At 72.0% G+C, this 11,254-nt stretch carries 10 protein-coding genes and 2 pseudogenes; 5 read left to right on the forward strand and 7 right to left on the reverse strand.

All coding sequences use genetic code 11. From position 1 onward, the window contains the following. Window positions 1-247 precede the first annotated feature (247 nt). Window positions 248-1,465: a serine hydrolase domain-containing protein gene (locus AB0K02_RS33565; RefSeq protein ID WP_365996398.1), complete on the reverse strand. Its 1,218-nt coding sequence runs from the start codon at window positions 1,463-1,465 to the stop codon at window positions 248-250. Window positions 1,466-2,067: 602 nt separating this feature from the next. Between AB0K02_RS33565 and AB0K02_RS33570 the strand changes: the two are divergent. Continuing rightward, window positions 2,068-2,268 (forward strand): annotated as a pseudogene (locus AB0K02_RS33570) (citrate:proton symporter); the annotation flags it as partial. A 163-nt stretch (window positions 2,269-2,431) separates the two neighbouring features. Next, window positions 2,432-3,709 carry a cytochrome P450 gene (locus AB0K02_RS33575; RefSeq protein WP_365996399.1) on the forward strand — a complete coding sequence of 426 codons (1,278 nt, stop codon included), beginning with the start codon at window positions 2,432-2,434 and terminating at the stop codon, window positions 3,707-3,709. Window positions 3,710-3,761: 52 nt separating this feature from the next. Here the strand turns inward: AB0K02_RS33575 and AB0K02_RS33580 are convergent, their stop codons facing one another. Together AB0K02_RS33580 and AB0K02_RS33585 are read right to left on the reverse strand one after the other, a co-directional pair. After that, on the reverse strand, window positions 3,762-4,664 hold the full coding sequence (locus AB0K02_RS33580; RefSeq protein ID WP_365996400.1) for a serine hydrolase: 903 nt from the start codon (window positions 4,662-4,664) through the stop codon (window positions 3,762-3,764). Continuing rightward, window positions 4,661-5,602 carry a LysR family transcriptional regulator gene (locus AB0K02_RS33585; RefSeq protein ID WP_365996401.1) on the reverse strand — a complete coding sequence of 314 codons (942 nt, stop codon included), beginning with the start codon at window positions 5,600-5,602 and terminating at the stop codon, window positions 4,661-4,663. The genes AB0K02_RS33580 and AB0K02_RS33585 overlap by 4 nt, the downstream gene beginning before the upstream one ends. A 128-nt stretch (window positions 5,603-5,730) precedes the next feature. Here AB0K02_RS33585 and bla point away from each other — a divergent pair, with 128 nt between their 5' ends. Next, a complete protein-coding gene (bla, locus tag AB0K02_RS33590; RefSeq protein ID WP_365996402.1) occupies window positions 5,731-6,660 on the forward strand; it encodes a class A beta-lactamase in 930 nt (309 codons plus the stop codon). Window positions 6,661-6,803: 143 nt separating this feature from the next. Here bla and AB0K02_RS33595 read toward each other — a convergent pair whose 3' ends face one another. Next, window positions 6,804-7,862, reverse strand: coding sequence for a TIGR03617 family F420-dependent LLM class oxidoreductase (locus AB0K02_RS33595; RefSeq protein WP_365996403.1), 1,059 nt, complete (start codon window positions 7,860-7,862; stop codon window positions 6,804-6,806). Between the two features lie 214 nt (window positions 7,863-8,076). On the opposite strand from AB0K02_RS33595, the gene AB0K02_RS33600 reads away from it, so the two are divergent. Continuing rightward, window positions 8,077-8,556, forward strand: a complete 480-nt coding sequence (locus AB0K02_RS33600; protein WP_365996404.1) for a hypothetical protein — start codon at window positions 8,077-8,079, stop codon at window positions 8,554-8,556. Between the two features lie 66 nt (window positions 8,557-8,622). Here the strand turns inward: AB0K02_RS33600 and AB0K02_RS33605 are convergent, their stop codons facing one another. Continuing rightward, the gene (locus AB0K02_RS33605; protein WP_365996405.1) at window positions 8,623-9,042 is read right to left on the reverse strand and encodes a VOC family protein; all 420 of its coding nucleotides are present in this window, start codon (window positions 9,040-9,042) and stop codon (window positions 8,623-8,625) included. A 529-nt stretch (window positions 9,043-9,571) separates the two neighbouring features. Between AB0K02_RS33605 and AB0K02_RS33610 the strand changes: the two genes are divergently transcribed. Further along, on the forward strand, window positions 9,572-9,772 hold the full coding sequence (locus AB0K02_RS33610) for a hypothetical protein (protein WP_365996406.1): 201 nt from the start codon (window positions 9,572-9,574) through the stop codon (window positions 9,770-9,772). 27 nt (window positions 9,773-9,799) lie between these two features. Here AB0K02_RS33610 and AB0K02_RS33615 read toward each other — a convergent pair whose 3' ends face one another. Continuing rightward, complete coding sequence (locus tag AB0K02_RS33615) at window positions 9,800-10,438, reverse strand: alpha/beta hydrolase (protein WP_365996407.1); 639 nt, start codon at window positions 10,436-10,438, stop codon at window positions 9,800-9,802. A gap of 155 nt (window positions 10,439-10,593) precedes the next feature. Beyond that, window positions 10,594-10,730, reverse strand: a pseudogene (locus AB0K02_RS33620) (IS481 family transposase); the annotation flags it as partial. Window positions 10,731-11,254 lie beyond the last annotated feature (524 nt).

Here is an 11,254-nt window from a genome sequence, read left to right on the forward strand (position 1 = left end):
AGCTGCGAGACCGCGGTACCACTCGCGGGCACCTCCAGCCGGACCGTCATCGAGTACGAGACGCTGGGCGCCGTTGCCATGACCGGATTCCTCTGGTTTCTGTTTTCTGCCGTTGACTGGAGCGGTGTCTCGGGCCGTGTCGACGATCTGGTGGTGAGTGGGGCGGGCGCCGTGTCGGCAGGACATTCGGTAGCGACGCCCGCCCCGGTCTTCGGCACTGCTGTGGACCGGCACAGCAGTGCGGATGTCATGCCGCCGTCGGCCGCCGCAGGGTCAGGGCCTGCTGCACCGACCGCACCAGCGCCCAGGCGCGCGGGTCGCTGGTGATGGTGGGCTGCATGCTGTTGGTGATGTAGGCGAAGGCGAGTCCCAGGGCGGGGTCGGCGAAGGCGAGGGTGCCGCCGCGGCCCGGATGCCCGAAGGCCGCGGGTGAGGTCATCGGGCAGGCCGGGCCGTGCAGCATGAATCCCAGCCCGAAGCCTGTCCTGCTGAGCAGCACGCGATCGGTGCCGGCCGTGTGCGGGGTACAGGCCCGCAGCAGCGTGCTCCGGGTCACGATGCGCCCCCCTGCGAGGGCGGCGTAGAACCCGGCGAGTCCCCGTGCGGTGGCGATGCCGTTGGATGCGGGCAGTTCAGCGCTCCACCAGGCCGGGCAGTTCTCGTCGGGAGCCGGGGAGACGGTGCTGAAGGCCCGGCGGGTGAGTGAGCGCGGATCGGCGTAGGCGGCAGCGATGCTTCGGCGAGGGCGCGTGCGCAGTCCGTCGCCGACGGACTGCGGCTGTTCGACAGCTGCTGTCCGTCCGACCCTGTCGTGCCGGTCCTCGGGAAGCCCTATCCACAGGTCCAGCCCGAGCAGCTCGGTGAGGTCCTCGGCGAGTACCGTGCCGAGCGAGCGGCCGTCCACCCGGCGGACCAGCTCTCCGAGGAGCCAACTGAAGGTCTGGGCGTGGTAGCCGTGCGCCGTGCCGGGTTCCCACAGGGGGCGCTGCGCGGCGACGGCCGCCGGACCGGTGATCCGGTCCTGCGCCTGCGCCCAGGTCAGCGGGTTCTCGAGGGCGGCCAGCCCGGCCTGGTGGGAGAGCAACTGGCGGGTGGTGATCCGTTCCTTGCCCCCGGCGGCGAACTCCGGCCAGTACTCGCAGAGCGGGGCGTCCACGTCGATGAGCCCGCGATCGGCCAGCAGCAGCACCACCGTCGCGGCCACGCCCTTGGTGGCCGAGCGCAGGTTCTGCACGGTGTCGCGGGTCCACGGCCTGCCCCCGCCCTCGGGTGCGTCGGCGTCCGCGGTACCGCCCCACAGGTCGACCACGAGCCGGCCGTCATGGAAGACCGCAACGGCCGCACCCCGCTCGCCGCGCTGGGTGAAGTTGGCCGTGAAGGCGTCCCGAACGGCCTCGTAGCCGTCGGCCGTCACGCCGTGAATGCCCTGTTCCGGGGTCCGTACGCCGGCCTCGTGTGGTGGCACCGTGATCACCAATCTCGCCCTTGCTCATGGTTCGTCGCTTCAGGACCGCTTGCTCCTCCGAACCGTGACCCTGGCCTGTGGGAGACCGGGCCCGGGCGGATGATGCCGCGGGGTCGAGCCGAGCGCCGGAGCAGGCAGCGGTACGCCGTCGCGACCGCGGACGATGCCGAAAAGCCGGCGCCTTTCCGCGCCTGCCGGGTGTCGCCGGTCTCCGGACCGGCGCGGGCATCGACATTCCGCCGCGCATGCGGCTCGCGGCGTACGCTGCCCCTCACTCACGCTCGACGGGGACGGTAGACGCAAAAGGCACCGCGCCACCAGAGCCGCCGTCATTGTGCTGTTTACGGGAGCCGGAAAATCATTCCGCTCTTTCTGCTCGTTTCGTCTGGCACCGGTGCACCGGGCAGTTTTCCCGGCCCTGCCCAGCCCGCCCGGCAGGCCGCGTACCGTGGAACAGCGCACGGCAGCGCACATGAAACGACCTGTTTTTTCCGCGCTTGTCGCCCAGCCCGTACGCACTTGTTTCAGCGGAGTTTCCCGCCCTGCGGTCGCCCGCACCACCGCACTCCCGGTGGCGTTCTCGGGCGAACGACAGGTATTTCATGCCGGCAACGCTCGGATTCGCCATGATTGCCGCCTTCCTGGCGTTGATCATGACCAAGAAAATGTCGCCGGTAGCAGCGCTGGTGCTCATTCCGGCGCTGTTCTGCGTGCTCGTCGGGCAGGGCGCGCACCTCGGCGACTACGTCCTGAAGGGCATCGGCGACCTGGCGCCCACCGCCGCCATGCTGATGTTCGCCATGCCGGCAGGACCGGCCGCCCCGTCCCGGGTGCACTCCGGGGCGGGGGCGCACCGTGCCCGGCCGGCCCCGTCGGCTATCGTGTGGCCTCGGCCCCGAGCGGGCAGCGTTGATCAACTGTCCCCCGTCGGGTGATGGTCCGTACGCCTTGACGGAGAGCACGCGCGTGGCAAGCACGGAGACACGTCCGGCACCCCTGCCGACCGGCCTTCCCGGCCTTCCCGGACTTTTCGACCCGCCGTTCGTCGCCGACCCGTATCCCACACTGGCGGCGCTGCGGAAAAGCTCGCCCGTCCACTTCGATTCCGGCACCGGCCTCTGGCTGGTCAGCCGCTACGAGGATGTGCGCGGCGTGCTGCTGGACCCCGGCACGTATCTGCCCGACAACGCCCAGCACTCCGTGACACGCCTGCCCGTGTCCGCGCTGCGCGCGCTCGCCAGGGCCGGCTTCTCCCTGACGCCCGCGCTCGCCAACAACCACGGGGCGGAGCACGCGGGTCTTCGGCGCCTGGTCATGCGCTTCTTCAACGCCGAGCGAGTGGCGGCAGCGGTGCCGATGGTCGAGCGGACGGCTTCGGAGATGCTGGCCGGTCTGCGGCCCCGGTACGCCGCCGAGGACACCTGCGACCTGGCCGTCGAGTACGCGCGGCTCCTGCCGTGCCGGGTGATGATGCGGCTCCTCGGCATCGAGGGCATATCCGCTGACACACTCGCGGCGTGGAGCGACGCTTCCCTGGAACTGTTCTACGGCCGCCCTCCGGCCGAACGGCAGCTGCACCTGGCGGAGCAGGTCGGCGAGTTCCACCAGTGGCTGACCGCCCAGGTGTCCGCGGCCACGGCGGCGGACGGGCTCATCGGCGGACTGCGCCGGCATCGCACGCCGGACGGGGCGCCGCTGGATGTCCCGACCGCCGTGGCCGTGTGCTTCTTCGTGTTCATCGCCGGGCAGTCCACCACCGGGCAACTGATCTCCACGGCGCTGCTCCGTGCCGTGGCCGACCCAGGGGTCTGGGCACGTGTCGCGACAGAGGACGGCTTCGCCGAGGCGTGGGTGGAGGAGATCCTGCGCCGGGAGCCGCCGGTCACCACGTGGCGCCGGGTGACCGCGCACCAGACGGAACTGTCCGGTGTGCGACTGCCGGCCGGCGCGCAGCTGTTGCTGATGCTCATGGGCACCGGTTCGGACCCCGAGGTGTTCGAGGATCCCGACCGTCTGTGTCCGCATCGCGGGAACATCCGCCACCACCTCGCGTTCGGCGCGGGACGTCACCGGTGCCTGGGCGCCTCCCTGGCCCGCACCGAAGCCGCGGTCGCTCTGCGGGCGGCAGCCCGTGCCCTGCCGGACGCGACGCTCGCCGAGCCCGGAACGCAGCCGCCGATGCTCGGCCTGCTCTCCTTCCGCGCACCGCTTCAGGTCGTGGTGCACCGCCGCTCCGGCCGGTGACACCCCGCCCGCTCGCGTACGGTTCGCCGGACCGTCCAGATCCTCTTCCTGCCTAGAGCTGCCGGAGGTGGTCGCGCAGTCTGCGGGCGACCTGTGCCATGAGGGCTTCGGCGCCGGGCTGGATGCTCGCCGGGACGAGTGATTCGGTGAGGACGGCGACGGCGAATGCCTGGCCGTCGGAGTGCTCGACGACGCCGATCTCGTGGCGGAGGTTGAGGAGGGTGCCGGTCTTGGACGACCAGGTGGTGGCGTCGGAGCTGAAGTCCGGGGCCAGTCGGTGGCGGAGGACGTTGTGGGCCATGAGGGCGCGCACGCGCCCGGCCACGTCGGGGTGGATCGCCGACGGCGTCCACAGGGCCTGCAGCAGGTCGGCCCACGCGCGGGCGCTGCCGGTGTTGGCGCGGGTGGTGTCGAGTTGGGGCACGCGGTGTCCGCGGCCGCTGGTGCCGGCGTCGATGGCGAGGGCGTGGGCGAGATGGACCTGCGCGGGTTCGAAGCGTTCCACGGGTGTGTCGGTCGGTTCGCCCATGCCGTGCCGGACGGTGAGGCCCCGGATGCCGAGCTCCTCGAGGACGGCGGCGACGTGCGCGGGCGGGGTGAGGTCGAACAGCACGTCGGCGGCTGTTCCGTCGCTCAGGCTGGTGCTCAGGTAGAGCAGGTCGTCGATGGCCAACCGGGCCGGGTGGCGGAATCGGCTGAGCCCGGTCGGCCCCGGCGTGGTGATGCGCCCGGGCTGTACGTCGAGCATCGTCGCCCCGTCGAGTTCGCCTCGCCGGATGCGCTCCGCCGTCGCCAGTGCGAGCGGGACCTTGACCAGGGAGGCGGCGGGCAGCTGGGTGTCCGGGTCGATGCCCAGTTCCTCGCCCGTATGGAGGTCCCGCACGAGCAGGCAGCCCTGCAGACCGCCGTCGCGCAGGTGCCCGCGCATCTCGCGCAGCAGTGCCTCGGTGTTCACACCGTCGCCCCTCCCCCGGCGCCCGCCCGGACGTCCGCACCGAGGCAGCGGGCGATGGCGTCGCCCAGCCGCGCCGCGACGGGCTGCGGACTGCCGTCCGCGGCGGCGGCGAGCGCGAAGCCGCGGGTGAGTGCGATCTCGCCGATGGGCCGCCAGTGCAGGGCCAGTTCCTCGGCCTGAGCCGGAGAGCACAGCAACAGGTCGTGCCCGCACAGGACTTCGGCAGCGGCGGTGGTCAGGTCGGCCGCGGCGACGAGCTGCGCGGGCCGCAGTCCCACGGCGTCACGCAGGCGCGTCAGCGGGTCGCGTACGTGCGGGACGTCGTCCTCCGGCTGGATCCAGACGCGTGAGGCGGGGCCGGGCGAGGCGCGTCGGATCCGCAGCGTTTCGAGATAGACGCGCTTGGTGCCGGGATCCGCCACGCCGGCGAGCCCGAGCGGCACGGACCACGTCGCCTCGTCGGCGGGTACCGCGAGCAGGGCTGCCCGTACCTGCTGCGCGTGGACGAGCTCCCTGCGCTGAGCCGGCGCGGCGACGCGGAGGTCGAGCGTCACTCCGGCCCCGCGAGCCTCGGCGACCAGGCGGGCCAGGCCCGCCGTGGAGCAGACGCCGGGCACCGCGAGCCGCCACGGCTTCGCCTTGGCCGCTTCCGCCTCGTGCAGCAGCACCTCGGCAGCCTGTACGAGCTGTCTGGCCACCGGCAGCATGTCCCGGCCGAAGGGGGTGAGAACGGCCCGCCGTGACGTGCGCTCGAACAACCGCTCACCGAAGCGTTCTTCCAGTGCGGCGATGCGGCGGCTGGCCACCGACTGGGACATCCGGGCTGCGGCCGCGCCGACGGTGAAACTGCCGCGCTCGCTGACGCTGACGAACGCGCGACACGCTCCCACCAGATCCACAGCCCGCACTCTATGCCAGATCAGCATGGAAGCACGCATGAGCGCATTGGACCGCATGGCAGCGCGGAGGTCAGGGTGGTCCCGGATCACGACCACGCACCGGGATGGGCCGTGCCGTTCCATCCCCACATCCGCCCTGCGTGCGGGGCTCTTTGGAGGTTCGGACCATGCAACACACCCGTGTCCGCCGCACTGTTGTCGGCGCCCTCGCCATGCTCGCGCTCGTCCCGATGGCCGCGTGCGGCCGGGGCGACGGTTCATCCGCCTCGTCGACTCCCTCCGCCCAGGCGACGAGGGCGACCACAGCCGCGAAGCCGTTCACCGGCGCCTTCCAGGAACTCGAGCGCCGGTACGACGCGCGGCTCGGGGTTTACGCCGTGGACACCGGCACCGGGCGCGAGGTGGCGTACAAGGACGGCGAACGGTTCGCCTACGCCTCGACGTTCAAGGCACTGGCCGCCGGTGCGGTGCTGCGCGAGCACTCCCCGGGCGGAATGGACAAGGTGATCACGTACTCCAGGGACGATCTGATTCACCACTCCCCCGTGACCGAGAAGCACGTCGGGACCGGAATGACCCTGAGGGCGCTGTGCGAGGCCGCCGTCCGCTACAGCGACAACGCCGCGGCCAACCTGCTCTTCGACCAACTCGGCGGCCCCCAGGGCCTCGACGCCGTTCTCGCCGAGGTCGGCGACGACGTCACGCGGATGGAGCGCCGCGAGCCCGAGCTGAGCCGGTGGGCGCCGGGCGAGATGCGGGACACGAGTACGCCGCGGGCCATGGCCCAGAACCTGCGCGCGTTCGTCCTCGGGGACGTCCTCGGCGCGGCGGAGCGCGCACAGCTCACGCAGTGGCTGCGGACCAACGTCACCGGGGACGAGCTGATCAGGGCCGGGGTGCCCAAGGGGTGGGTGGTCGGTGACAAGACAGGATCGGGCAGCGGTTACGGCGCGCGCAACGACATCGCCGTCGTGTGGCCTCCCGACGCCGCCCCCATCGTCGTGGCGATCATGTCGAACCGCGATGAGGAGGACGAGGACTTCGACAACAGGCTCATCGCGGAAGCGGCGTCGGTGGTCACCGACACCCTGTCGTAGCAGGAGGCACGCCCCGCCCTGCGGCCGCACGTGAGGACCCGTCCCGCCCTGGCGGGAGGCAGGAGGGACGGCCTCCCTGCCGCCCGTCGCGTGTGCGACGCGAGGGATGCTCAGGTTCCCGGGGACCCGAACGGTGACCGGCCTCAGCCCAGGTCGCGTACGGCGGTCAGGACGTCCGCCGTCAGCGCGGGGTCGGCGTCGTCAGGCCCGCTGACGCAGAGCCGGTCCACCACGCCGGCGTAGCGGCGGTGGATCTCCCGCGCCACCTCCTCCGGCTCGCCGGACACGGCGAACGTCCGGTACACGTCGTCGTCGATCAGTTCCCCCATCTCCTTCCACCGTCCCCGGACGGACAGGCGGTGCAGCTCCTCGTGGAGGTCCGTCCAGCCGTGCGCCTCCATGACGGGCCGGTAGGCGGGCGTGGACGCGTAGAAGGCGACGCGCTCCCGCACGGCGAGGTGGTTGGCGTGGAGTTCCTCCTCGGTGCGGCCGGTCGCGGTGAGCACCGAGCCCACGGCCTCGAACGGTCGCGCGGTCCACTGCGCGCCGCCGTCCTCGGCCTCGGCGCGCGCCTTCCGCACCCCCGGGAGGACCTGCCGGGTCAGGTACTCGACCGATGTGAAGGGATGGCTGATGAACCCGTCGGCGACAGCACCGGCCGTCGCGGTCATCAGCGGGCCGACCCCTGCCAGCAGGATGCGCGGGGCGCCCTCGGGCAGCGGCCCGGGTGAGAAGGCGGGGGTCATCAGCGTGTGGGTGTAGAAGTCGCCGCGGAAGACGAGTCGTTCGCCGGTCTGCCAGCTGTTCCAGATGGCGCGGACCGCCTGCACGTACTCCCTCATGCGGGCGGCCGGGCGGTCCCACGGCATCCCGAACCGCCGCACAATGTGCGGTTTGACCTGGGAGCCGAGTCCGATCACGGCGCGGCCGCCGGACGCCTCGTGCAGCCCCCATGCCTCGTACGCGAGGGTCATGGGGGTGCGGGCGAAGGCGATGGCCACGCCGGTGGCCAGTTCGATCGACGTGGTGTGCTCGGCGGCCCGCGCCAGCTGGATGAACGGGTTGTGGGCGGTCTCGGCGACCACGAGGCGGTCCAGACCGCGGCGCTCGGCTTCCCGGGCGGCGGCGAGGACGCGTTCGGGGCGGCCGGGGGCCAAGACGTCGAGGCGCAGAGGTGAGGGCGCAACGGTGGGTTCGGTCACGGAGCCATTGTCCCGTGGTGCGTCGTGCCGCCTCGGCGCGGGCAGTCCGTCAAGGGGTCTTCCGCAGAGGGTCAGTTCTGCGTCAAACCCCGCGACTGGGAGCGCGAGGGGGGCTACGGTCGCCGTCATGAGGCGCATCGGCGGATCGCTTCGGGGACGAGGCGGGAGGCGCGCCGCCTCCCATGTCCCACGGCACGACGGCTGGTTGCTGCACATGCGGTTCGCAGCCGCCTGCGCGGCCGTGCTGCTCACGTTGCTGCTGGCCGTCGACACGGTCGCGGACAGACTGACGCCGGCGCGTGCCGCGCTGTGGGCCGGGCTCACTCTTCTGCTGTTCGTGGTGCTGGTGCCGCCGAAGGTGACCGCCGGGCAGGAGTCCGCCGGTCCCCTCCTCCTGGTGTCCCGCGGGCTGCTGAGCGAACGCCGCGTACGCGTGAACCGGCTGGTGTCGGTCAGCTGGGCCGGCGGCGTCGCACAGCGGCTCGTGCTGCGGGACGTGGACGGGGGACGGGTCGAGCTCGACCCGCGGGCCCTGGTCGCCGACCCGCCGCTGTGGCTGCTCCTGGAGGAGGGGGCGCGGACCAGCCGCGCCGACGGGCTGCTGCTGTGCGGCGCCCACGTCGTGCGCGAGCTGTCCACGCGTCTGGAGGAGGAGATGGCGCGGAACGTCTTCACGGTGTCCGGTCTGCGGTAGTCGCTGCCGTGCCGTGCGCCGTCACCGTGATGCCGCCGTTCCTCACCCGGACTCGCGCGGGGGCTGTCAGGGCCGCGCGTAGGGCCGGGTCATGATCTCCATGTTGTGGCCGTCCGGGTCGGCGAAGTACGCGCCGCGGCCCCCGAAGAGGCGGTTGATGCGGCCGGGTTCGGTGTGGCCGGGGTCGGCGTAGTAGGTGACGCCGAGCGCCTCGAGGCGGGCGATCATGGCGTCGAACTGCTCGTCGGGCACGAGGAACGCGTAGTGCTGCGACTGGATCGGCTCGTCGGTCATGCCGTAGTAGTCGAGTGTCACGCCGTTGCCGAGGTCGACGGGGAGGAACGGTCCGAACCGGGCGGCGACCCGCAGGCCGAGGACGGCGGCGATGAATTCGGCCGAGAGGTGCGGGTCGCGGGCGTAGACGGCGGTGTGGTTCAGCTGGACGGCGGTGACCGGCGGCTGGGGGTCGTGCTGATCGTGCGGCATGGGTGAGGTGTCTCCGGGTCTTGGTTCCACTGGGATGCGGCGCCGCGCGCGGGCGCCGGGAGGAAGAACGCGGAGAGGGAAGGCGGGGCCCTGGCCCGCCTCGTGCTCACGCCGAGGCCGGGTGCCTCACTCGTGCGTGGCCCATGGCCGACCCGGCAGTCACCCGGCTGACTTTAGTTCCCGTGACGGGCCTGCGGCAACGCGGCGGCCCTCTGCCGACCGGACCGGACCGATCGCGGCAGGGCCGTACGAGGCGGCTCGGTCCGTACCCAGCGGCGTCCGGCACCCCGTGGCACCGTGGAGGGTGGGTCCCCCGGGCCGGCCCGGTCCTCGGGCCCCGCGCCCCGCGGCGCGCCAGCGCTCCCGGGTCACCCGCCGCCCGATGTCCGCCCTTCCGTCCGTCCCTTCATCCGGTAAACCGCTCCCGCTTGTTTTCCCCCGTTCGGCCTCTCCCCGTTGGTCCGTTCGGCCGAGACGGGCTCCCATGGGGACGGGCCGCTTGTCGGGCCCGCGAGAGAAAGGCACGCCGATGTACGAGATGCGCGCCGAGGCCGCAGCCGACCGAGGCGAACTGATCTGGCATGTGATCACCAAGGGAACGTCCGCCAGCCCTCTGTGCGGAGTCCCCCTGGAGTTGTCCACCGCCTCTGCGCCCCAGCTCGAAGGGGCCGTCGAACGCTACTGCTCCTCCTGCATGGACGCCTTCAGCGCAGCACTGAAGAGTTCGTGACCAACGCCCGTACCAACGCCCGTGCGCTCAGTCGGCGGCGACGTGGTCGGCTCCGGAGGAAGGTGCCGGTACGACGCGCACGGCCGGGTCCAGGCACCAGTCGAGTACGGCCGGCCAGGGGCCGTAGCCGGCGTCGAGGTCCAGATGCGCGGCCCCGGGCAGCAGGTCTGCGGCCAGGTCCAGGGGCGCCGCGAAGACGGTCAGAGCACCCGCGGGGCAGTAGGGATCGTTGTCCGACGCCACGAGCCGGGTGCCCCCGGGCGCCGCGGCCGCGAGGTCCCCGGCCGTCACGCCGGAGTGGGCGAACGCCGCGATCTCCGGATGACCGGCTGCCGTCTCCGGCCCCGGAGGCGCCACCAGCAGGACCCGGTCGGCCAGGACCCGGCCGGGCCGGCGGGCCACGGCGTGCAGCCACAGCAGACATCCGAGGCTGTGGCAGACGACGACGATCTCACGCCCTCGAAGAGCCGTGAGCCTCTCGTCCAGCACGTCGAGCCAGGTCCCGAGGTCCGGCCGGTCCGGGTCGGGCAGTTGGGGGTACGACGAGTCGTGACCGGCCTCGCTCAGCCGTTCGTCCAGCCAGCGCAGCCAGTGGCCGTCCGGGCGGTGGTGCTGCCAGCCGTGCAGCAGCAGGAAGGCGGGGCGGTCGGGGGCGTCGAGGGTCATGGGGTCTCGCGATCTGTGCGCGGCCGGCGGGCGCGGAGCGCCCCCGCGGGCGGTGTGTCCACGAACGCCGTTGTCCCGTGGTGCGGCTGAGGTGATGTCGCTTTCTACCAGCGCCTGCCGACCGTCAGCAAGATCACCCCTGATCGCTGATCTCCCTGCCTGGCTTTGCGGCGGGCTGATTCGCTGGAGCAGAAGCGTCCGAGAGCCCAGCCGTCGGCCAGGTGCGGCGGAAGCGTTCGACTGCGCCGTTCGTCCGTGGCCGGCAGGGCCGGGTCTTCTTCGGCGTGATCGCGGGCTCGGTGCAGGCCTGCGCTGCGGCTCGGCACGCTGCCCGCCACGCCCCGGACAGCATTCTTCCGGGTGTACCCGCGACAGAACTGCATCCATCAGCCGTGAAGAAAACCTGCCATGGAGACAGTAGACATTGGGGCATCGCAGGGTTACTGTTCTGCTGTACCCGGGAAGTCGAAGTGGGCACGACAGATACGAACTGCCGTGCAAGCAGGTCGAGCAGGACACGGCCCCAGGGGGCCGTGAGCATGAACCGTGGTATCCAGCAGTACAACCGAGTAACCGAAGGTAAGGAGCCGAACGCCATCAGGATCGCCCGGGCGAGGAAGCAGTCCGCCCGGGTACCGCAGGCCCCGGATTGGAAGGTGGTCCCCGGTCACGCATCCGCGATCCCCGCAGCCCCGCCCTCCCAGGCGGAACCTGCGGACGAAGAAGGTCGACGACGAGCTGGCCAGGACGGGCGCGGACGTCAGCCTGCACATCGAGGAGGGCTACACCAGCGAGAACAGCATCGTGCTGCTGGCG

Origin of the sequence: Streptomyces sp. NPDC049597 (assembly GCF_040675505.1) — a bacterium.
In the GTDB taxonomy this organism is placed as follows: domain Bacteria; phylum Actinomycetota; class Actinomycetes; order Streptomycetales; family Streptomycetaceae; genus Streptomyces.

Excerpts from the sequence above, each read along its gene's own strand:
- AB0K02_RS33585 (WP_365996401.1), bottom strand. The coding sequence starts at position 5,602 with ATGCGTGCTTCCATGCTGATCTGGCATAGAGTGCGGGCTGTGGATCTG.
- bla (WP_365996402.1), top strand. The coding sequence starts at position 5,731 with ATGCAACACACCCGTGTCCGCCGCACTGTTGTCGGCGCCCTCGCCATG.
- AB0K02_RS33600 (WP_365996404.1), top strand. The coding sequence starts at position 8,077 with ATGCGGTTCGCAGCCGCCTGCGCGGCCGTGCTGCTCACGTTGCTGCTG.
- AB0K02_RS33605 (WP_365996405.1), bottom strand. The coding sequence starts at position 9,042 with ATGCCGCACGATCAGCACGACCCCCAGCCGCCGGTCACCGCCGTCCAG.
- AB0K02_RS33610 (WP_365996406.1), top strand. The coding sequence starts at position 9,572 with ATGTACGAGATGCGCGCCGAGGCCGCAGCCGACCGAGGCGAACTGATC.
- AB0K02_RS33615 (WP_365996407.1), bottom strand. The coding sequence starts at position 10,438 with ATGACCCTCGACGCCCCCGACCGCCCCGCCTTCCTGCTGCTGCACGGC.